This window comes from Methylomonas sp. 2F7 (assembly GCF_057126975.1).
This window is the reverse complement of the sequence record NZ_CP195203.1, coordinates 2,890,363-2,910,464: the sequence shown is the minus strand read 5'-3', so window position 1 is coordinate 2,910,464 and position 20,102 is coordinate 2,890,363. Positions and strand designations below refer to the sequence as shown.

Annotated in this window: 20 protein-coding genes; 16 read left to right on the top strand and 4 right to left on the bottom strand. The window is 48.3% G+C overall.

Features of this window, described 5'->3' with window-relative positions; all coding sequences use genetic code 11:
• Positions 1-4 precede the first annotated feature (4 nt).
• From ACR64Q_RS12905 to ACR64Q_RS12895, 3 genes are read right to left on the bottom strand one after another with little or no spacing between them, the layout of a single operon-like run.
• Positions 5-1,045 (bottom strand): PilW family protein, encoded by a 1,041-nt coding sequence (locus ACR64Q_RS12905; RefSeq protein ID WP_026601235.1) that lies wholly within the window; start codon positions 1,043-1,045, stop codon positions 5-7.
• Positions 1,042-1,512, bottom strand: coding sequence for a type IV pilus modification protein PilV (gene pilV, locus ACR64Q_RS12900; protein WP_026601234.1), 471 nt, complete (start codon positions 1,510-1,512; stop codon positions 1,042-1,044). The genes ACR64Q_RS12905 and pilV overlap by 4 nt, the downstream gene beginning before the upstream one ends.
• A gap of 6 nt (positions 1,513-1,518) precedes the next feature.
• The gene (locus ACR64Q_RS12895; protein ID WP_313732253.1) at positions 1,519-2,151 is read right to left on the bottom strand and encodes a GspH/FimT family pseudopilin; all 633 of its coding nucleotides are present in this window, start codon (positions 2,149-2,151) and stop codon (positions 1,519-1,521) included.
• A 413-nt stretch (positions 2,152-2,564) separates the two neighbouring features.
• On the opposite strand from ACR64Q_RS12895, the gene ACR64Q_RS12890 reads away from it, so the two are divergent.
• The 13 genes from ACR64Q_RS12890 to ACR64Q_RS12830 all read left to right on the top strand — a co-directional run bounded on the left by ACR64Q_RS12890 (position 2,565) and on the right by ACR64Q_RS12830 (position 15,076).
• Complete coding sequence (locus ACR64Q_RS12890; protein ID WP_026146892.1) at positions 2,565-2,927, top strand: response regulator; 363 nt, start codon at positions 2,565-2,567, stop codon at positions 2,925-2,927.
• Positions 2,928-2,966: 39 nt separating this feature from the next.
• Entirely contained in the window at positions 2,967-5,045 is a 2,079-nt protein-coding gene (locus ACR64Q_RS12885) for a chemotaxis protein CheA (protein WP_483823332.1), read from the top strand.
• 19 nt (positions 5,046-5,064) lie between these two features.
• Positions 5,065-5,580, top strand: a complete 516-nt coding sequence (locus tag ACR64Q_RS12880; RefSeq protein WP_020482360.1) for a chemotaxis protein CheW — start codon at positions 5,065-5,067, stop codon at positions 5,578-5,580.
• A gap of 42 nt (positions 5,581-5,622) precedes the next feature.
• A complete protein-coding gene (locus ACR64Q_RS12875; protein WP_313732256.1) occupies positions 5,623-7,968 on the top strand; it encodes a methyl-accepting chemotaxis protein in 2,346 nt (781 codons plus the stop codon).
• A 45-nt stretch (positions 7,969-8,013) separates the two neighbouring features.
• Complete coding sequence (locus ACR64Q_RS12870; protein WP_020482358.1) at positions 8,014-8,520, top strand: chemotaxis protein CheW; 507 nt, start codon at positions 8,014-8,016, stop codon at positions 8,518-8,520.
• Complete coding sequence (locus tag ACR64Q_RS12865; protein ID WP_020482357.1) at positions 8,517-9,278, top strand: ParA family protein; 762 nt, start codon at positions 8,517-8,519, stop codon at positions 9,276-9,278. The genes ACR64Q_RS12870 and ACR64Q_RS12865 overlap by 4 nt, the downstream gene beginning before the upstream one ends.
• Complete coding sequence (locus ACR64Q_RS12860; RefSeq protein ID WP_313732257.1) at positions 9,278-9,787, top strand: STAS domain-containing protein; 510 nt, start codon at positions 9,278-9,280, stop codon at positions 9,785-9,787. The genes ACR64Q_RS12865 and ACR64Q_RS12860 overlap by 1 nt, the downstream gene beginning before the upstream one ends.
• A 24-nt stretch (positions 9,788-9,811) precedes the next feature.
• Entirely contained in the window at positions 9,812-10,648 is an 837-nt protein-coding gene (locus tag ACR64Q_RS12855; RefSeq protein ID WP_026601228.1) for a CheR family methyltransferase, read from the top strand.
• Positions 10,645-11,283: a chemoreceptor glutamine deamidase CheD gene (cheD, locus tag ACR64Q_RS12850; RefSeq protein WP_020482354.1), complete on the top strand. Its 639-nt coding sequence runs from the start codon at positions 10,645-10,647 to the stop codon at positions 11,281-11,283. The genes ACR64Q_RS12855 and cheD overlap by 4 nt, the downstream gene beginning before the upstream one ends.
• A 9-nt stretch (positions 11,284-11,292) precedes the next feature.
• Positions 11,293-12,354, top strand: a complete 1,062-nt coding sequence (locus ACR64Q_RS12845; protein ID WP_020482353.1) for a protein-glutamate methylesterase/protein-glutamine glutaminase — start codon at positions 11,293-11,295, stop codon at positions 12,352-12,354.
• A gap of 4 nt (positions 12,355-12,358) precedes the next feature.
• Positions 12,359-13,561: a methyl-accepting chemotaxis protein gene (locus tag ACR64Q_RS12840; protein ID WP_020482352.1), complete on the top strand. Its 1,203-nt coding sequence runs from the start codon at positions 12,359-12,361 to the stop codon at positions 13,559-13,561.
• Between the two features lie 45 nt (positions 13,562-13,606).
• Positions 13,607-13,906 carry an STAS domain-containing protein gene (locus ACR64Q_RS12835; protein ID WP_026601227.1) on the top strand — a complete coding sequence of 100 codons (300 nt, stop codon included), beginning with the start codon at positions 13,607-13,609 and terminating at the stop codon, positions 13,904-13,906.
• Between the two features lie 72 nt (positions 13,907-13,978).
• Positions 13,979-15,076 carry an AI-2E family transporter gene (locus ACR64Q_RS12830; protein WP_020482350.1) on the top strand — a complete coding sequence of 366 codons (1,098 nt, stop codon included), beginning with the start codon at positions 13,979-13,981 and terminating at the stop codon, positions 15,074-15,076.
• A 5-nt stretch (positions 15,077-15,081) separates the two neighbouring features.
• On the opposite strand, the gene ACR64Q_RS12825 is transcribed toward ACR64Q_RS12830, so the two are convergent.
• Positions 15,082-16,494 carry a PhoH family protein gene (locus ACR64Q_RS12825; RefSeq protein ID WP_026601226.1) on the bottom strand — a complete coding sequence of 471 codons (1,413 nt, stop codon included), beginning with the start codon at positions 16,492-16,494 and terminating at the stop codon, positions 15,082-15,084.
• 323 nt (positions 16,495-16,817) lie between these two features.
• Between ACR64Q_RS12825 and ACR64Q_RS12820 the strand changes: the two genes are divergently transcribed.
• The 3 genes from ACR64Q_RS12820 (at position 16,818) to yoaA (ending at position 20,063) form a co-directional block, all read left to right on the top strand.
• The gene (locus ACR64Q_RS12820; protein WP_313732258.1) at positions 16,818-17,357 is read left to right on the top strand and encodes a hypothetical protein; all 540 of its coding nucleotides are present in this window, start codon (positions 16,818-16,820) and stop codon (positions 17,355-17,357) included.
• 106 nt (positions 17,358-17,463) lie between these two features.
• A complete protein-coding gene (locus ACR64Q_RS12815; RefSeq protein WP_313732260.1) occupies positions 17,464-18,105 on the top strand; it encodes a tetratricopeptide repeat protein in 642 nt (213 codons plus the stop codon).
• On the top strand, positions 18,105-20,063 hold the full coding sequence (gene yoaA / locus ACR64Q_RS12810) for a DNA repair helicase YoaA (RefSeq protein ID WP_313732261.1): 1,959 nt from the start codon (positions 18,105-18,107) through the stop codon (positions 20,061-20,063). The genes ACR64Q_RS12815 and yoaA overlap by 1 nt, the downstream gene beginning before the upstream one ends.
• The last annotated feature ends 39 nt before the right edge of the window (positions 20,064-20,102 follow it).

Below are 20,102 nucleotides of genomic sequence, written 5' to 3'. Positions count from 1 at the left end.
CCACCTATTGCAACCGATTACGCACTGCAAGCGTCGCGTTGAACACGCGGCGAATTCGCCGGTCGCCGGGGTTGATGCCTGTGTTCCCGTTGTAATCGTAAGTGAGGGTTTGCGAGGCTAGATTCTCGCTGGTGCGCGCCAAGAGTGAGATACGCACGCTGGCGACATCGGTGATATCGGTGACGTTAGCTGCGGTTTTATATTGGTTGGCTACACCGTCGGCATCGGTATCTTCGCCATAGAGAATTTGCAGGTTTTCTATGCCATCCAATATTTCAACAGGATTGGCGGCACTTGCGGCTTTGGTGTTGTCGTATCGCCAAAGAGCCGGTTCGCCGCTTGCGCCTGGGCGGATGAAATAGCTGTATGCGCGGTACGCAAAGACTTCCGAGCTGGTTTTGTAGCACGGTGGGGAAGCGCAAGTTGCCGGCAAAGACACCGCATTGTGCTTAATAAGTGTCGAGGTAGTGCCTGTGGTGGCCCGGAAAAGGTCGGCGTTGCTACAGCTGGATATTAAAACCGGATCACCATCAGCTATGCCGCAGGTATTGGAACTGGAAATTTGTATATCCGAGGTTGCGCTTGCCATATCTGCTGACAAATAACCGCCGCAACTTTCACCGTAAACCACCGTTATTACATCGGTGCCAGGGGTAATCGGAGTGGTTAAACCTGACAAGGCCGTCGGTAAGGCTGGGGACCAAGTAGCCGTGGCCGGAGATGCCTCACTGCCGTTGTAGCCGACGATAACAGAGGTGGGCGTTGGTGCAATAATCGGCGCGGCAGCCGTATTGGTGGGTGTTAAATCGGTGATGGAAATACAGCCTTGAAAACCGCTTAAACGTAAGTCTTTGCTGAGTATTTCCAACGCATAACGGCTGTTTTCTTGTAACCGGGACAAACCTTCCTGCATCCCGTAAGTCTGCTTTGCGTTAACGAAAATCTTAATTACTCCGCCTAATAGGAATGCGCCAAGAAGCAGCGCAATCATAATTTCTATGAGAGTCATGCCTGTTTGCAGGAAATGGATCTGATTTTTTTTCATGGCTGAAAACTCATTACAAACCGTTGCGTCGCAGCCCCATCGTGGTCGTCATCCCACCAAATTTTTACCGCATACGCATCGCCGATCCCGTCGCAGTTATGAGCGGATTTTGAATTTCCGTCCCCCGGGGTTTTGTCCTTACACACTACACCTTCGCCGCTAGGTAATTGATTTCTTAACTGGTCGTTCCATTGTTTTAAATCGTAACCAGCCATTTGTGCTGGTGTGCAAGTGTTCGTCAAGCAATCGTTATTGGTTTCTGCTTGATTGTTGTAGTTACCCACTGCATTTGCTCGTACTCGGTCAGCTATATCGTAAGCAAGCAAAGTGGCCTGTGAGCGAAAATATGCACTTTGATTGTTTCGTAGGCTTGTGGATTGCAAGCCAGCCAGGCCGAGCAAACCCAAGGCAAGTATCACCACTGCGATCAAGACTTCTATTAACGTGAAACCGTTGGCTGTTTTCATGGGTGACTAAAATGGGGGTAAGCAAGATGTAATATTCGAGGCGGTGCTCGCTACTGTGTCAGTGTTGGGTATGCCGTCATTGTTGGCATCTAGGCCCATGCGCACTCGACCTATGGAGTTGACAATAATTAATCGGGAAGTGTTTGCTTCCGGCGTGTTGTTACCGTCGCTGTTGTTACAAATCACAAAGCTGCCATTGTTATTGCTTTGCCCGGATGGAGTAAATCGAATGAAGTTGCTGAAATTATTTCCGCGTAAGGTATAGGACGGTGTTAACGCTGCATAAGTCTTGAGAAGCACATCGTTTCCAGTGTCGAACTCTCCATTGCCATTTGCGTCCGTGAAAACATCCCAACCTTGCTCCCAATTAGCTGAGGCCCACGCAGTTTGACCGACGTTAGTCGATGATTTGTCGTCAACTTTGCGCACAGTCACCGATCTGCCACGTTTTACCGCTTCGCTTCGAGCCAAATTCAATGCTGTGACCAATTCGTTCGCTGATGTGGTTAAACGGTTGTTGCTGATAATCGATGTAAAGCTTGGAATTGCAATACCCACCAGAACGCCGGCGATAGCGATGGTCACCATCAGCTCGACCAGCGTGAATCCTTTAGATGTTTCGGTGAATAATTTTTGCATAATTTATTGGATTGTGACTCACGTGGTTGGGCGGAAATGAACTCAAACTCTGTTGCTGTTATTTGCCGCTCCGACCCACGATAAGTGCATTTCTACTGCGCGAACGGGGAAGCGGTGGCTCGTCAAAATCGAATTTGAAGATAGCACAGGATTTAACAAAGTTATGCGAGTTAAACCACAATCGCAATGTGAGTGTTTACGGATTTTCGCCAAAATGGCGATCTCGGCAATGAAGTGTCTTAGATTTTTAAAATGAGTGTTTTTCGGCAAGATCAGCTTTCTCTAACTACAATCTTAACGGAGCTTAGCTACAATCACAGCAATGTAAAATTCTAATCAGGTGAACTGGCAATCGCAGTTTGCACTGGTTTGACAGTTTTAAATTATGTTCGATAAATTTGGAGGAGAAAATTGTGGCAACAATTCTTGCTGTAGACGATTCCGCATCAATGAGGCAGATGGTGGCGTTTACCTTAAAAGGCGCGGGTTATAACGTGGTGGAAGCTGTTGACGGAGCGGATGCCTTGAACAAAGCCAAAGCGCAAGCTTTCGATTGCGTGGTTACCGATGTAAATATGCCAAACAAGGACGGAATTGAGTTGATTAGAGACTTACGCGCTTTGCCCAACTACAAGTTTACGCCAATGTTGATGTTAACCACTGAGGCGGGAACGGATAAAAAGCAGCAGGGCAAAGATGCCGGTGCAACCGGCTGGATAGTGAAGCCATTCAATCCAGACCAGCTCTTGAAAACGATCAAAAAAGTGATGGGCTAAATATCCGCCTCTTCAGAGACATCAGCACCGGGTAATTCTATGTCAATCGATATGGCGCAATTTCATCAGGTTTTTTTCGAAGAAAGTTTCGAAGGGCTTGACGCGATGGAATCTGGATTGCTCAATCTTGATTTGGGGGATGTTAACGTCGAAGACATCAACACCATTTTCCGCGCCGCGCATTCTATAAAAGGCGGTAGCGGGACTTTCGGTTTTACCGCGGTTTCCGACTTTACCCATGTCATGGAGACCTTGCTCGATGAAATGCGCGACGGCCGTAGAAAAATCACCCAACCCGCGGTTGATGTGTTGTTGGGGTCAGTCGATTGCCTGAGAGATATGCTGCAATCGATACAAAACGGCAGTGAAGTAGACCAATCCGATGTGGCTGAGCATAAATTAGCCTTGGATAGCGAACTGAATAACGCTGTTCCGAACATTCCCTCGGTTGGAAAACAGACAGCAAAAGCCTCTGAGGTTCTGTCTGCTGATGATGTTAAGCAAATAGCGGGTTGGGTTATCGCATTCAGTCCGCACTTACATCTATTGAAGACCGGCAACGAGCCGGTGCGGATGTTTAGGGAATTAGCGTCGCTGGGGAAGTTGACCACAACCGCAGACTTGCAAGGCGTGCCGAATCTTTACGATTTGGATCCTGAAGAGTGTCATTTGTCGTGGAAGTTGGAGGTGTCGGGCGATATCCCGGAAACGGAAATCGACGAGATTTTCGATTGGGTTGAGGACGATTGCGATTTGGCTAAACAACCGATCTACAAAACGTCCACAAGTTCTACACAAGCCGAGGTGTCAGCAGACATAGCGATAAAACCCGTTACAAATAGCGTTGCTAGAGAAATAAGCGCTGAGTTTACAAGTACCGAAGAATCCGAGGCTAATGCGGTAGACCGTAAAAACGGTAAAAAAGAGGACGCAAAAGCCGCACCGAAAGGTTCAAGTTCCATTCGTGTGGATACTAGTAAAATCGATACCTTGATCAACATGGTCGGGGAGTTGGTCATTACGCAATCCATGCTCAGTTTGTTAGGTGAACATTTTGAACTTAATAAATTGGATCAATTGAAAAACGGTCTTTCCCAGTTAGAGCGACATACCCGCGAGCTGCAAGAAAGCGTGATGAACATTCGCATGCTGCCTATCAGTTTCGTGTTTAGCCGTTTCCCGCGATTGGCGCATGACATCAGCAGCAAACTCGGCAAAAAAATCGAACTTAAATTGGTGGGTGAAAACACCGAAGTGGATAAGACAGTTGTCGAATTGCTCAGCGATCCTCTGGTTCATTTAGTCAGAAACAGCCTGGATCATGGCATTGAAATGCCGGATGTCAGGCTGGCGGCCGGAAAGCCCGAAACGGGTACGGTGACCCTTGAGGCCTATCATCGCGGCGGCAATATCGTGATTGAAGTGACTGACGATGGTAAAGGCCTCGACAAAGATAAATTACGGGCCAAGGCAATTGAAAAGGGTTTGATCGATCCCGATGCAATCTTAAGCGATAAGCAAACATACGAGCTTATTTTTATGCCTGGGTTTTCTACGGCCGAAAAGCTTACCGATATTTCCGGTCGCGGCGTAGGCATGGATGTGGTACGACGTAATATCCAGGCCTTGGGCGGCAACATAGAAATCCTTTCCGAGTTGGGCAAAGGATCTACCATTTCCATTCACCTCCCGCTTACGCTGGCTATCCTGGATGGTCAGTCGATTGCGGTAGGCGACGAAACCTACATCTTACCGTTGGGCTCTATTATCGAGTCACTCCATGTCAAGGAAGACAGGCTCAATCGAGTGGCGGGCAAAGGGGAAACTTTCCTGTTACGCGGCCAATATCTGCCGATTATCAGAATGCATCAAATTTTTAACGTACCCACCGCGAAAACCACCAAGCTAACCGAAGGTTTAATTGTAGTTGTCGAAGGGCAAGGTTTGCGTTGCGGATTGTTCGTAGATGATTTACTTGGGCAACAGCAAGTGGTGATCAAGTCGCTGGAAGCGAATTATCGACGGATTGAAGGTGTATCTGGTGCAACTATTCTGGGTGATGGTTCCGTGGCCCTGATTCTTGATATCCCCGGTCTCGTGCGTTTGTCCAATCAATAAACCTAATCTAAAGCGTGTCATGTCGGAAATAATCGAACACAGCATTACAGACCAGCAAGATGCAAAGCGGTTGGACACTAGTTTGCAGTTTTTAAGCTTTACCTTGGGCCAGGAAGAATATGGTGTAGATATTCTAAGAGTTCAGGAAATTCGCAGTTGGGAACCGGTATCGCGAATTCCTAATGTGCCTGCTTATGAAAAAGGCGTAGTCAATCTTCGCGGCGCGATTGTGCCTATCATCGACTTACGTGAGCGCTTTCAACTGGGACACAGTGACTATTCGCCTCTGACGGTAGTTGTGGTTTTGCAAGCGCGTATGGCCGATAAAACCAGGATCATCGGGGTTGTGGTGGATTCTGTTTCAGATGTTGTCGATGTGAATAAAAAAAGTATCCAAAGCGCGCCGAATTTTGGTGCAAAAGTCAGTACTGAATTTATCAATGGCCTGGTTTCAGTAAACGGCCGAATGGTGATGCTGTTGGATGTAGATAAATTATTAAAACTTGATGGCCTGGATGGTGAAGATGAAAGTTGAAAAAAGAGCTGTTTATGGCTGGGTTGTAACGGAGGATATGCAATGAAACTCAATCACCCTGTGACCGATCGCGAAGTCTTAATGAAGCCAGGCACCATTTTGGTCACGCGCACCAATTTGAAAGGCATTATTACCTATGCAAACGACGCTTTTATCGAAATCAGCGGCTTTAGCAAGGATGAGCTTGTGGGGGCTAATCATAATATGGTTCGCCATCCTGACATGCCGCCGGCAGCATTTGAAGATTTATGGACTTGTTTGAAGGCTGGACGCCCTTGGACCGCACCCGTTAAAAATAGGACCAAGACCGGAGATTATTACTGGGTAGAGGCAAACGTTACACCGGTGTTCAAGAATGGCAAAGTACAGGAATACCTGTCGGTTCGTTACGCGCCATCCCGGGAGCAAATTCAGCAGGCAGAATCCTTATATGAAAAACTGAATGCCAATAAAGCCACAATAAGGCCCAAGGGAATTAGTGCGGTAATCAAGAAATTATTGGAATTGGGCCTGTGGAAAAAAGTCGGGATTATCTACCTGATCTTTTTGTTGCCGACAATCAATTCCATTTACGACCATTACATGGAACAAAAGTACCCGGAGATGTTCCTGTTTTTGGGCTTGGCGGGATTTGCCTCAATATTGGGATACTCGGTGATTCGTAATGTGGTCAAGGCTTTAGAGAAGTCGATTAGTATTTCCTATCGCATGGCGGATGAGCAATTCCGGAATACGATAGATTTGGACCGTGGTGATGAGATCGGCGATTTCTATCGGGCTTTATACGGCATGCAGGTTAAATTGAATTCTGATTTGGCATATTCCAAACAAGTAGCATCAGAAGCGATGCGGATTAAACAAGCGCTCGACAATGTGCAGTCCTGTGTCATGGTGGCTAACAATGATTTAGACATCATTTATATGAATAAGACCGTGGCGGAAATGTTTCAAAATGCCGAAGCGGACATTCGTAAACAATTGCCTGACTTCAATGCCAGCAAGCTGATGGGCGCGAATATCGATCAATTCCATAAAAAACCCAGCCACCAACGCGGCCTTTTGGCAAATCTATCCAGCACGTTTAGTTCGGCGTTAGTGATTGGTGGTCGACACATGAATATTGTTGCCAATCCGGTTAATAACGACGAAAACGAGCGTATCGGCATCGTGGTCGAATGGTTGGATAGAACGCATGAAGTAAAAATCGAGCAGGAAATTGCCAGCATAGTGGAGGCGGTCAAGGCCGGTGAATTGTCCAGCCGGATCGAGATGGCCGATAAACAAGGCTTTTTCGAAACGCTTAGCGAAGGCATCAACGAACTAACCGATGTGATCGAAAACGTCTTTAGAGATGTTGGCAGTACCATGCAAAGTATGGCCTCCGGGGATTTGACCAATCGAATCACCAGTGATTACCAAGGCGTATATTTAAACTGTAAGAACGATATTAATACCACTATCGATAAACTGAACGAGATTTTCGGTCAAGTTAGCGAGTCCGCCCATTTTATTAATAACTCATCCCAAGAAATTGCCAGCGGTAACAACAATTTGTCGCAACGCGCCGAACAACAGGCCGCGAATTTGCAGGAAACTGCCGCCAGCATGGAGGAACTGACCAGCACTGTGAAAAATAATGCCGATAATGCCCAGCAAGCCAATGCAGTAGCTAATAACGCCAGAGAGTTGGCTGAAAAAGGTGGGAATGTCGTCAAGGCGGCCGTTTCCGCCATGCAGGAAATCAACGAGAGCAGTAATAAGATTGCCGATATCATTAGCGTGATTGATGAAATTGCCTTCCAAACCAATTTGTTGGCCTTGAATGCGTCAGTGGAAGCAGCTAGAGCAGGCGAGCAAGGTAGGGGCTTTTCAGTCGTGGCCACAGAGGTGAGAAATCTGGCACAACGCAGTGCCACTGCGGCCCGGGAGAGTAAAGAGCTTATTCAAACCAGTGTGCAAAAAGTCAGAGCTGGCACCGAGTTTGTGAACGAAACAGGTAAAGCTTTGAACGAAATTGTGGCTGGTGTGCAAAAGGTAGGGGATATTGTCGCGCAGATTGCCGACGCAAGTGTCGAGCAATCTGCGGGAATAGGCCAGGTGAATCAGGCAGTAGCGCAAATGGACGAAATTACCCAACAAAACGCGGCCTTAGCCGAAGAAGCATCCGCCGCCAGTGTTTCAATGAGCGACTTGTCGACGAATATGGTCGAAATGTTGGCGTTTTTCAAAACAGAAAAAAAATCCGGGCAGCAAAAAGTTGTTCATCATGCCGATAGTTCCAGCGTCGTTCGTGCAGAGGCCAATAGAGCGGCACCATCGCAACCGGTTCGTCAGCCGAGTAGTTTTAAGCAAACCTCGCAAGCCGACGACGAATGGCAGGATTTTTAGCGGAGTTGCTTGATTGACCAAACCATTAGATAGGGAATAGCCGCCATGACAGCCGATTTAGAATCCAATCAGCACGTTGAGCAATTTCTAACTTTCGAGTTAGAAGGCGAAGCATATGGCATCGAAATTTTGAAAGTCCAAGAAATCAGAGGCTGGGAGCCGATTAGAAAAATTCCCAATACGCCTGATTTTGTTAAAGGTGCGTTGAATTTACGCGGTTCCATTGTGCCGATTGTCGATCTGCGCGAACGTTTTCAGATGCAAAAAGTTGAATATACGCCGGTGACGGTCGTTATTGTGATGAGTGTCAATACTGCTTCGGGTGCTTCGGTGATGGGTATCGTCGCCGATGCGGTATCGGATGTGTTGGATATTAAGCTGTCCGATATAAAAGAAGCGCCGAATTTGGGTTCGAGAATCAATACTCAATATATGCGCGGCATGTTCGTCGGCAAGAAAAATATGGTGATGTTATTGGATGTCGATAAGCTTTTAAATCCGGAGGAGTTTGTCGATATTGCCGGGCTTGCTGCTATGTCAGAGGGTAAATGAGCGCGAGGATTGTAGCGGTCCTTAATCAGAAAGGCGGGGTAGGAAAAACCACAACTTCGGTCAATTTGACTCACGCGCTGGCTAAACTGGGTAAGAAAATTACGGTGATAGACTTTGACCCACAGAGTCATTTGGCCGTTTCGCTAGGTTCGGTAGATCCGCAAAAGAGTGGGATTGATAAGGTTTTGTTGGAAGGAGTAAGTCTCGCGGAGCAATTAATTCCGGTTAGAAAGAATCTGAATTTGGTGGTTGCCGGCCCTAGATTGCAGGAAATTGAGCAATTGACGGATGGTGGGGCCAGACGCGGCGATCTCCTCCGCAGCGCTTTGCTTGATGGCAATCGCGATGAAGATTTTATCTTTATCGATTGTCCCCCTTCTTCCGGGGTATTGGTAGCCAATGCCTTGTTTGCCGCCGATGAAATATTGGTGCCGATGACCAGTGATTATCTAGCATTACAAGGCTTGTCGCATTTGGTGGGAACCATCAAGAAATTCGAAAGCGCTTTGAAAAGGCCCTATAAATTTTCTCTGGTCATGTCCAGGTATATTCCGACCAGACGTATTTCAAAGGAGGTGTTGAGTGTCATACAAAAATACTTCCCAGGGCAAATTTTGGCGACCACCATTCGGGAAACTGCCTTACTTGCCGAGTGCCCCAGTTTCGGTAAAACCATTTTTGAATATCGCCCCGGCTGCCGTTCCGCACGAGATTTTACGGCACTTGCTAAAGATTTTTTGGAAGGGAGAATGATGTAATGGCGGAACAAGATGAAGATAGTTTGATCGGTTACGATCCTTTGGCTTGGATGCATCGATCAGATTTCAAGCAAGACTCACAAAAAGCCGAAGTTGCCGAATCAGCAGCGGATAGTTGGACAGAACTTGCGAGCCCGACAGAGGTGTCGTCAAACCTTGAGATGGATCTGAGTCAAGCGCCGGCCGATGTTTCTGAGCTATCTACGTCCGAAGGTGAGAGAGCAGTTTTGGTATTGGAACCGGTACTGAATATTCAAAATGTGGCGGTTCTCCACCAACGCCTGACGCAGATGCTCAGCAATTTTGAGGCTATCGATATCGATGCTTCCGGTGTGACGATGATAGATACTGCGACTTTGCAACTGTTATTGATTTTAAAGCAAACCGCAATTGGCTTGCAGAAATCCATTTCTATCGATTTTCCTTCCGATAAATTTATTGAAGCATCGGAGTTGTTGGGGATTGCCGAAATGCTGGAAGTTGATCAGGCGGCATCCGGCTTCTTTTGATGGGGCACTACCCGAATATACAAAATGAAAGAAAAAGCGCGCGAGTTTGAATATACCCAAGCAGATTTTGATGTTCTAAGGAAAATATCCAACCAATATTCCGGAATCTTGGTGCCGGACGATAAATTTGACATGTTTTATTCGAGATTGTCGAAACGGGTCCGCATGCTGGGCTTCACCAGCTTCAAACAGTATTGTCACTATTTGAAACACAACCCGGATACTGAGTTTACTGAATTTATTAATGCTGTCACCACTAACCTCACTTCTTTTTTTCGCGAAAATCACCACTTTGAATATTTAAGCAAGACGGTTGTACCGGGTTTGCTTAAAAAACATGCCGGGACTAAACAGATTAAAGTTTGGTCCGCAGGTTGCTCGACAGGTGAGGAGCCTTATTCTTTGGCGATGACCTTGAAGGAAAGCGTCCCGGCTGATTGGACTGTAAATATTCTGGCTACCGATCTTGATACGAATGTCTTGGCCACCGCCGCAGCCGGCATTTACATGGCTGATCGCGTGACAGGAATAGCCGAGCAACGCCTCAAACGCTGGTTTCAAAAAGGTGTGGGTGGACAAGCGAACAAGGTGCGAGTTAAACCGGAATTGAAAGAATTGATAGAGTTTAAACAATTGAATTTGATGCAGGAGTGGCCCTTGAAAGGGTATTTTGATTTTATTTTTTGCCGAAACGTTTTGATTTATTTTGATCGGGAAACCAAGGCGATGTTAGCGAATCGTTACTGCGGCTTATTGGAGGAGGGCTCATATTTGTTCATTGGCCATTCAGAATCCTTGCATCAGCTCGATACCGGATTCAGTTTAGTAGGTAATACTATCTACAGGAAGTCGAGTAAGTGAGTCATGTGCCCCATGTGGAAAGATCGCTTATCGCCGGCTTCGAAAATGTTAATCGGTATTGGGATCAAGAAAATCAAATAGTGGCGGCAAAATTGATGCCCGGTGACTACTACGTCACCAAACAGGATGAAATGATTACTACCGTGCTGGGTTCTTGCGTGGCAGCTTGTATAAGGGATGTGGTGACCGGCGTCGGGGGGATGAATCATTTCATGTTGCCGGAGACCAGTAAAAGTCGTTTGAACGACAGAGACGAAGCCGTCGTTGGCAATGCCTCGCGCTATGGCAATTACGCGATGGAACATTTGATCAATGCTATTTTGAAAAATGGCGGTAAGCGTAAAAACTTGGAAGTTAAGTTGTTCGGCGGCGGCAAAATCATCGCTACCCTGGGTGATGTGGGAGCCAGAAACATTCAATTCGTTTTGGATTATGTGGATACTGAAGCGTTGAATCTGGTTTCTCATGATTTGGGCGATATTTATCCGCGTAAGGTGAATTTTTTTCCGCACACCGGACGGGTCAGAATGAAAAAAATTAAAGATTTACACAACCAAACTATCTTCCTGCGCGAGAAGCAATATAGTTCGAGTATCAAGGACGCACCGGTTGAAGGTAGCGTAGAGCTATTTTAGGAAACCAGGATGACAAAAATTAAGCTATTGATTGTTGATGACTCGGCATTAATTCGCCAAATGCTGACGCAAATTTTTAATGAGGCAGGCGATATTGAAGTAGTCGGCACGGCTAGCGATCCGATTATTGCTAGGGAAAAAATAAAGGCCTTGAATCCCGACGTATTAACATTGGACGTAGAAATGCCGCGAATGGATGGGCTGACATTTTTACGTAATTTGATGCGCTTAAGGCCTATGCCGGTGGTCATGATTTCAACGTTGACCGAAAAAGGCGCCGAAGTGACCCTTGATGCGTTGGCGCTCGGCGCGGTTGATTTTGTGGCGAAACCAAAAGTCGATGTCTCCCATGGCTTACGAGCCTATGCCGATGAGATTATCGGTAAAATCAGGATGGCCGCTCAGGCAAAAGTCAAAGCTTTGGAAACCAATCGGGTTGATGTCCCTACCCTTAGTTCAGTGAATGAGAATGCAATTGGTACGATGAAAAAGCATTTCAAAACGACTCATAAAATCGTGGCGTTGGGTTCTTCAACGGGCGGCACCGAAGCGGTCAAGGAACTGGTAAAAAGTCTGCCGAGAACGGCGCCGGCGATTGTCATTACCCAACATTTGCCCCTCGCCTTCAGCGCTTCGTTTGCCAAACATGTAAACGAGGCTTCCGACATGACTGCCTGCGTGGCTAGCGATGGGCAGCTGATATTGCCCGGAAATATCTATATAGCGCCAGGTGATCAACATCTCATGGTTGTGAGAGATGGCGCTCGTTACGCGTGTCGCCTTGATGATGGTCCGCCTGTCAACAGACATAAGCCTTCCGTGGATGTTCTGTTTCGATCAGTTGCCGAAAATGTTGGTAGCAATGCGGTCGGGGTTATGTTGACGGGCATGGGGGCGGATGGTGCCAGAGCCATGCTTGAAATGCGTGAGGCCGGAGCCATCAATATAGTGCAGGATGAAGCATCCAGTATAGTTTGGGGTATGCCTGGCGAAGCCTACAAACTGGGGGCCGCGCATCATGTGTTATCCTTGGGGAAAATAGCGGAAAAAATCCTGGCCCTGGTGGATTGAAGATATGTTGCAGTTCCTAAAAGATAACGCGCTCCTGGTTTTATTCACGCTGGTAGTTTTGTTATTGCCTTTGTTTTCGTCCAATGCGCTGGTTTATTGGCTAGCGGCCCCAATTGCAACGATATTGTGGATGGTCAATGCATTTCGTGCTCAACGTGCGCAAGAGTCAGCCTCGACAAATAGCAAGGAGCTAAGCGAAGCCGAATTGGTGCGTGCGATTGATGACTATTTATTACATCTAAAAGATTGTATTGACCAAGAAGCATCCTATTTCCGCGCGGAATTGGAACAGCTCAAATCCATGCTCGCCGATGCGGTGAGCACGATGTCCAACAGCTTCAATAGCTTGGCTAGTTTGACGTCCGGGCAGTCATCGATAGTATATTCGTTGGTAAGTGATCTGGAAGGAAGTACCGACAAAGGGCGTAGTAGTCTCAATTTCACGAGTTTTGCCCAGGAAACCGATAATGTCTTGCAGTTTTTTATCGACCATATTCTGCAAATCAGTAAGCAGAGCATGGAGATGGTTGCGGTTATCAATGACGTTGGCGGCCATATGGCTCATGTCGAGAAACTGTTGGGCGATGTGCAAAAAATTGCCGATCAAACCAATTTGTTGGCGCTGAATGCCGCCATCGAAGCAGCCAGGGCAGGAGAAGCCGGTCGAGGTTTCGCGGTGGTTGCGGGAGAAGTGCGGAATCTATCGAAAAATTCCGATAAGTTCAGTGAAGAAATTAAGCGCGTGGTAAAGGCTTCCAAGGATAATATCCACGAAGCGCAAACCATGATTGAAATAATGGCCTCCAAAGACATGAACGTGGCGATTAGTTCCAAGGCCAGTATCGACAAGATGATGGATGATATCGCCGTCATTAATGCCAATATCTCCAGCAATGTCGGCGAAATTTCCCAATTGACAAATAAAATTGAGTTCAGTGTCGGTAATGCCGTGCGAGGGCTGCAATTTGAGGATATGGCTCGGCAATTGATCGAATATTTACAGTTCAATTTACAGCATTTCGGCTCGCTATCCGACGAGGTAAGCATAGGGTTGGGTGTATTTAAAACGGGTAGCGATGCAAATTGGCGCGATCAATTACAGCAAGGTTCTGACCGTTTGAAAATCATGAAGCAGCAGTGGCAAGTCAGAAAATCGCATATTGTTTCGCAATCTTCCATGGACGAAGGCGATGTGGACCTGTTTTAACGTGAATGTATGGTAATGACATGATAATTTGTGAGGCTAGAGAATATGGGTATTGAGGCACGCGTTGATGGGGGAGTGCTGTCGATAAAAATAAGCGGCCGGTTCGATTTCGGTGTGCACAATGAGTTTCGCGAAGCAACCAAGCTGGTTGAAAATGGCGTAAAACTGATAGAGGTGGATTTGAACGGCACTGAATACTTAGATAGTTCTGCCCTTGGGATGCTGTTAGTTCTACGAGATAAGATGGCTGGCGATAAGTCGGCCATACGGATTAAAAATTCGCGTACCGAAGTAAAAAAAATTTTGGAAATCGCTAATTTTGATAAATTATTTACACTGTCCTGAGCAATCCCGCTTTTTTATATAATCTAATGGCGCGATCAAACCGGCAACGGGTTGCGTAGCCGCCAACACTCCATGAACCAACAGACTGACTTTTCCAGTTCCGATTTCATTAGAAATTTTTTCCAGCGATTTCTACCCAATTCCCAAGTTGTCTCCCTAGCCATAGTTTTGCTGGGCGGCTTTTTATTGATATACGGCTTGTTGGATTTGCTGATGCCGGTCTTCGTGGCGATTGTGTTGGCGTATCTATTGGAAGGGCTGGTGGTTAAAGCCGAACAGCGCCAATTGGGGCGTTTAGTTTCCGTGCATCTGGTGTTCTTTGCGTTTATGGCTGCGCTGGGCTTTGTGTTGTTCGTACTAGTGCCGATAGTGTCCGAGCAAACAGTGCAACTGGTGCAACACATTCCGGAAATTGTCTCCAGCACCCAAGCCGAAATTATGCGTTTCCCTGAGCGTCATCCCGAACTCATTTCGGAAGTTCGAATTCGGGAAATCATGTTTTCCATTCAGCAAGACTTGCTCAAGTATGGTCAGGATTTAATCTCCGGCTCTGCTCAATCGTTTGTAGGATTGGTGGCGGTGATTATTTATTTGTTTTTGGTGCCGTTGATGGTGTTTTTCTTTCTGAAGGATAAACAGGTTTTATTAGGTTGGTTTGTGCAGTTTCTGCCGAAGGATACCAGTCTCAGCTTGCGGGTCTGGCATGAGGTGGATAGGCAAATCGCCAATTACGTTAGAGGCAAATTTCTTGAAGTGTTTATCCTGTGGGCGATCAGTTACATAGTCTTCTGGTTGTTGGGCTTGAATTACGCGATGTTGCTTGCGGTACTGATGGGATTGTCCGTGATGATTCCTTATGTCGGCGCGACATTGGTGACTTTTCCGGTGTTGGCTGTGGCCTACGTTCAGTGGGGTGTGGGTGGCAACGATCACTTTATGTACGTATTTATCGCTTATTCGGTGATTCAGGCTCTGGACGGCGTGATATTGGTGCCGTTGCTGTTTTCTGAGGCCGTAAATTTGCACCCTATCGCGATTATCGTCGCCATTCTGTTTTTTGGCGGCTTGTGGGGATTTTGGGGGGTGTTTTTTGCGATACCCTTGGCCACGCTGGTTAAAGCGGTGTTAATGGCGTGGCCAAAGGCTGAAATCAGTCAAGCATTAGTCTGATAGCTTTACAAATTGTCCGATGCAAAATCCGCCAGCCGCGAACGCTCGCCGCGCCGCAACGTAATATGGGCGCTATTCGGCCAAGATTTGAAACGATCAACCACATAGGTCAAACCGGAGCTGGTAGCGGTTAGATACGGCGTATCGATTTGTGCCAGATTGCCGATGCAGATAATTTTTGTACCCGGTCCTGCCCGGGTAATCAAAGTCTTCATCTGTTTAGGCGTCAGATTTTGCGCTTCGTCGATAATCAAATAGCGATTCAGAAAAGTCCGGCCGCGCATAAAGTTCAGCGAACGAATTTTTACCCGGTTCATCATCACGTTTTGCGACGCGCCTTGTTCCCATTCGGTCGTGCCGGAGCGGCTGCCCAGCAATTCCAGGTTGTCCATCAACGCCCCCATCCACGGTGCCATTTTTTCCTCCTCCGTGCCGGGTAAAAAACCAATGTCTTCGCCAACCGGCATGGTCTCCCGCGTCATGATAATTTCCAGATAGGCTTTGCTTTCCAGTGTCAAAGACAAGCCGGCTGCCAGTGCCAGCAAGGTTTTACCGGTGCCGGCCGAACCGATCAGCGTCACGAAATCCACGTTCGGATCCAGCAGAGCATTCAACGCAAAATTTTGCTCACGGTTTTTGGCGGAAATGCCCCAGATACTATTGTGCTTAGTGCGGTAATCGCGGGCCAATTGCAACACCGCCGTGTCGCCTTCACGGCTTTTCACAATGGCTTCGAAATTATCTTCGCCTTCCATATACAGATATTGGTTGGGATACCATTCTGCAACCAGCGGACCATTCACGCGGTAGTACGTATGGTCGTTTTCCTGCCACGATTCCATCTTGCCGCCGTGTTCCTCCCAAAAGTCGCTGTCCAGCGCCATTGTGCCGGTGTAGAGCAGGTCTATGTCTTCAATGGTTTGATCATTATGGTAATCCTCGGCACTGATCTGTAGCGCGGCTGCTTTGATGCGCATGTTGATGTCTTTGGAGACCAGGATTACCTTCACATCCGGGTATTCCTTACCCAAGGCCAATACGATACTCAGGATGGAATTATCGGCAATTTGCCCGGGTAGGTCGGCGGGTAGCAGATGCGACAATTGCCGGGTTTGAAAATACAGACGGCCGTCGAATTCGCGTTCGCCGTTGAGTGAATGTTCGATGCGCGAAAGCGGCAAGCCGGCATTGATGGTTTGCTGATCGGCATCGCGGATTAATTCGTCCAAAAATCGGCTGACTTGGCGGACGTTGCGCGATACATCGGATAAGCCTTTTTTGGCGTGATCCAGTTCCTCCAGCACCACCATCGGAATGAAAACATTGTGTTCTTGAAAGCGAAAGATGGACGTTGGGTCGTGCATCAGTACGTTGGTGTCCAACACGAACAATTTTTTGCCGGCGGATTGAATATTCATATTATCCTTGTAAAAAGCGTGGAAAGACGGTTTCAGCAGAAACCCGGTGCTGCGCTGAATGTATTTCTACTCTATCTGTGGAGTTATCGTCAACCGAGCTATCGCTTGGTCTGTGTCCGATAAGTGCTGATGCCTTAGAGTCAAAGGACTAGTGCGATCTCACCGTCAATTCCGGCTTTTTTAAAAATCCTTGTGCCAATAATCGACTACTCTCCAGGTTCTCTATACTTAAGCCGTCGTCATTGCCTTGGTATAGTCGGTTACAATAGAGCGCATATGTCGCGACAACTTAATTTGTATCGGTATTTTTAGGATAGCTATTTATGACATTCTCACCCTCAAGCCAGCCAGACTTGGATTGGAGCCAGATTAGGGAAACCATCAAACTGTTGACCGTCTCGGTTGCTCAGGTTGAAGGCAGTATGAAAGCCGGCGACGAGTCGGTTTCAGCCTTGGCCGACTCGTTTACCGGTATGGTTGAAGAGATGAAAAATATCCATCAGATACTGAGCGGTTTTCAGCAGAGCGAGAGCCGCGACCAGGCTCTGGCGCATTGCGAGGCGACCCAGCATAAAATCTATTCGGCGATTGTGGCGTTCCAGTTTTATGATCGCCTGCAGCAATGCTTGCAACACGTGACCAACAATCTAAAAGGCTTGTCGATCATCATCGATACGCCGCACAGGTTATATAATCCTGCCGAATGGTATAAGTTTCAGGAAAGCATTCGTAACCAGTACACTATGGAATCTGAAAAAGTGATGTTTGATGCTATCCATCAGGGTAAAAGCGTCGATGAAGCGCTAGCCTTGTTTCAACAAGCAAACCAGCAAAGCGACGATGATGAAATCGAACTGTTTTAATTTTACTTGGCTACTTAAATCGTAAATGAAAAAAAAATCTCTGTTAATTTTGTGCCCTCTGTTACTGATATTAACGGCGTGTAGTAATCCAGGCTCAGAACCGCCTGTGGCGGGAAGTGTACCGGCCAAAAAAGCCCCGTCTAAAAAATCGGCGGCAAACAAAGTACCTGCGGCCACTGCAAAAAAACCGGCGTCTCCCCCCGATACCGCGACCTATCCCATCGAAAGCGTTAGCAATAACTTTAAAGATGAACCGAATCTGCCGACCTTTCGCGCCGAGCCGTTGATGCCGCCGGCCGATATTCCGCCGCCTGCGCCAGCCAGTCCTGCTCTGACAGCACCCGCTCCCGCGGCGGCGGCTACGGCAACTGCGCCGGCACCGAGGTTTGTCATAGAAGACGCGCGCATCCCCAGCGGCACGCCGCCGGCGGTGGTGGCTTTAATTAGCGAGTCCGACCGCAGCCGCAACAGCGGCGATCTCGATGCGGCGGTGGTGGTGATGGAGCGCGCCTTACGTATCGATTCGCGCAATCCGACCCTGACCTATAAACTGGCGCAGCTCAGAATCAAACAAAATAAACCGCAACTCGCTGAAGAGCTGGCCGGCAAGGCGGCTTTGCTGGCAGGTGGCGACCTCGATCTGAAACGCAAAAGCTGGTTGCTGATCGCCGAAGCGCGGCAAATGCAGCAAAATTCTCAAGGCGCCAGAGAAGCTAAAGCCAAAGCGGACAGCTTTTTCGGTCGCTAGTGGCTGAGAGTTCCAAGCCGGCGCTGTCGAGCGCCGCCGCAAAATTGGCGGATATTTTCGGCGAAGGCGGCGCCTTAGCCGAGATTATCAACGGCTACTCGCCGCGCGCCGCGCAAATAGAGATGGCAGAGCAGATTGTTTATGCCATCGAGTCGCAGCAAAATCTGATTGCCGAGGCTGGGACCGGTACCGGAAAGACCTTTGCTTATCTCATTCCCGCGATTCTATCCGGCAAGAAAGTCATCGTTTCCACCGGTACCAAAAATCTACAAGATCAATTGTTCAACAAGGATTTGCCGGTGATACGCAAAGCCTTGAGCAAGCGGCCGTTCAAGGCCAGTTTGTTGAAAGGCCGCGCCAATTATTTGTGCACATATCGATTGGAACAGGCACTGAATTCCGCGTTCGGTTACAGTCAGGAAGACGCGGCGGCGCTGGCGCAAATCAAGGCTTGGTCGAAACGCACCAAGGCTGGTGACGTTTCGGAAGTGGCCGATGTGCACGACGGCGATCCCGTCTGGTTTCACGCGACTTCGACCACCGACAATTGCTTGGGCCAAAATTGCCCGGATTATGCCGACTGCTTTCTGACCAAAGCCCGCAAGCAGGCACAGGAAGCCGAAATCGTCGTGGTCAATCATCATCTGCTGTGCGCCGACTGGTCGATTCGCGAAACCGGTTTCGGCGAATTATTGCCCGATGCCGAAGTGGTCATCATCGACGAAGCCCATCAACTGGCTGATACCGCCTCCAATTTTTTGGGGGTGACGATCAGCGGCAAGCAGTTGGTCGATCTGGCCGACGACAGCTTGGCCGAATATTTTACTGACGCCAAGGATATGCCGGACTTACGTACCGCCTGCGAAGACTTGCAACACGAAGTGAAGGATTTGCGCTTGGCGTTTGGTCTGGAATTGCGGCGCGGCGATTGGCAGGACATCGAAACCAATCCAAAAATTGCCGGCGCGTTGGAATCCTTGCAAAAGCAACTGGCACGACTGACCGATCAACTGGAGCGCGCCTCGGTGCGCAGCAAAGGTCTCGAATCCTGCTTTGATCGCGCCGAAGCGCTAGACGCGCAACTGGAAACGCTGATTAACGACAAGGATGGACAGTGGATCAAATGGTACGAAACCTACAGTAAGTCATTTACCCTCAGCCGTACTCCGCTGGATATTGCCAAGGAATTTCGCGGCTTCATGGCCCGGCATAAAGCTACGTGGATTTTTACCTCGGCCACCCTGAGTGTGGCGAATAATTTCGTGCATTTTTCCAAGAATCTGGGTTTGAGCGGAGCGCTCAGCCAGAGCTGGGAGAGTCCGTTCGATTACCCGAATCAGGCCCTGTTTTACCATCCCAAAGGTCTGCCGCAGCCCAGCGATCCGGACTTTACCGACAAAATTGTCGAGTTTGCCTTGCCGGTGCTGGAAGCCAGCCGGGGCCGGGCGTTTTTCCTGTTTACCAGTCACCGCGCCTTGCAACGCGCCGCGCAATTGCTGGAAGGCAAGCTCGACCATCCCATCCTGGTACAAGGTACCAAGTCCAAAGGCGTATTGCTGGATCAGTTCAAGGAACTGGGCAACGCAGTATTGTTGGCAACCGCCAGTTTCTGGGAGGGCGTGGACGTGCGCGGCGATGCCTTGTCCTGTGTCATCATCGATAAACTGCCGTTCGCTTCACCCGGCGATCCGGTGCTGAAAGCACGCATGAATGCGATGGAAAAGCAGGGTCGCAACCCGTTTTTCGAACATCAACTCCCCAGCGCCATCATCATGTTGCGCCAGGGTGTGGGCCGCTTGATTCGCGACGTCAACGACCGCGGTGTGCTGATGGTCTGCGACCCCAGATTATTGAAGCGCTCCTACGGCCAAATGTTTTTAGATAGCGTGCCGGCGATGAAGCGCAGCCGCGAGATCGAGGATGTGCGGCGGTTTTTTGCGTTGGATGAATCACATTGAACATTGCGTAGGCCGGAATAAGCGTTAGCGTTTCCGGCA

What these genes read in the sequence shown, in the direction of transcription:
- ACR64Q_RS12905 (WP_026601235.1), bottom strand. Translation starts at nt 1,045, where the DNA reads ATGAAAAAAAATCAGATCCATTTCCTGCAAACAGGCATGACTCTCATA.
- pilV (WP_026601234.1), bottom strand. Translation starts at nt 1,512, where the DNA reads ATGAAAACAGCCAACGGTTTCACGTTAATAGAAGTCTTGATCGCAGTG.
- ACR64Q_RS12895 (WP_313732253.1), bottom strand. Translation starts at nt 2,151, where the DNA reads ATGCAAAAATTATTCACCGAAACATCTAAAGGATTCACGCTGGTCGAG.
- ACR64Q_RS12885 (WP_483823332.1), top strand. Translation starts at nt 2,967, where the DNA reads ATGTCAATCGATATGGCGCAATTTCATCAGGTTTTTTTCGAAGAAAGT.
- ACR64Q_RS12880 (WP_020482360.1), top strand. Translation starts at nt 5,065, where the DNA reads ATGTCGGAAATAATCGAACACAGCATTACAGACCAGCAAGATGCAAAG.
- ACR64Q_RS12875 (WP_313732256.1), top strand. Translation starts at nt 5,623, where the DNA reads ATGAAACTCAATCACCCTGTGACCGATCGCGAAGTCTTAATGAAGCCA.
- ACR64Q_RS12870 (WP_020482358.1), top strand. Translation starts at nt 8,014, where the DNA reads ATGACAGCCGATTTAGAATCCAATCAGCACGTTGAGCAATTTCTAACT.
- ACR64Q_RS12865 (WP_020482357.1), top strand. Translation starts at nt 8,517, where the DNA reads ATGAGCGCGAGGATTGTAGCGGTCCTTAATCAGAAAGGCGGGGTAGGA.
- ACR64Q_RS12860 (WP_313732257.1), top strand. Translation starts at nt 9,278, where the DNA reads ATGGCGGAACAAGATGAAGATAGTTTGATCGGTTACGATCCTTTGGCT.
- ACR64Q_RS12855 (WP_026601228.1), top strand. Translation starts at nt 9,812, where the DNA reads ATGAAAGAAAAAGCGCGCGAGTTTGAATATACCCAAGCAGATTTTGAT.
- ACR64Q_RS12845 (WP_020482353.1), top strand. Translation starts at nt 11,293, where the DNA reads ATGACAAAAATTAAGCTATTGATTGTTGATGACTCGGCATTAATTCGC.
- ACR64Q_RS12840 (WP_020482352.1), top strand. Translation starts at nt 12,359, where the DNA reads ATGTTGCAGTTCCTAAAAGATAACGCGCTCCTGGTTTTATTCACGCTG.
- ACR64Q_RS12835 (WP_026601227.1), top strand. Translation starts at nt 13,607, where the DNA reads ATGGGTATTGAGGCACGCGTTGATGGGGGAGTGCTGTCGATAAAAATA.
- ACR64Q_RS12830 (WP_020482350.1), top strand. Translation starts at nt 13,979, where the DNA reads ATGAACCAACAGACTGACTTTTCCAGTTCCGATTTCATTAGAAATTTT.
- ACR64Q_RS12825 (WP_026601226.1), bottom strand. Translation starts at nt 16,494, where the DNA reads ATGAATATTCAATCCGCCGGCAAAAAATTGTTCGTGTTGGACACCAAC.
- ACR64Q_RS12820 (WP_313732258.1), top strand. Translation starts at nt 16,818, where the DNA reads ATGACATTCTCACCCTCAAGCCAGCCAGACTTGGATTGGAGCCAGATT.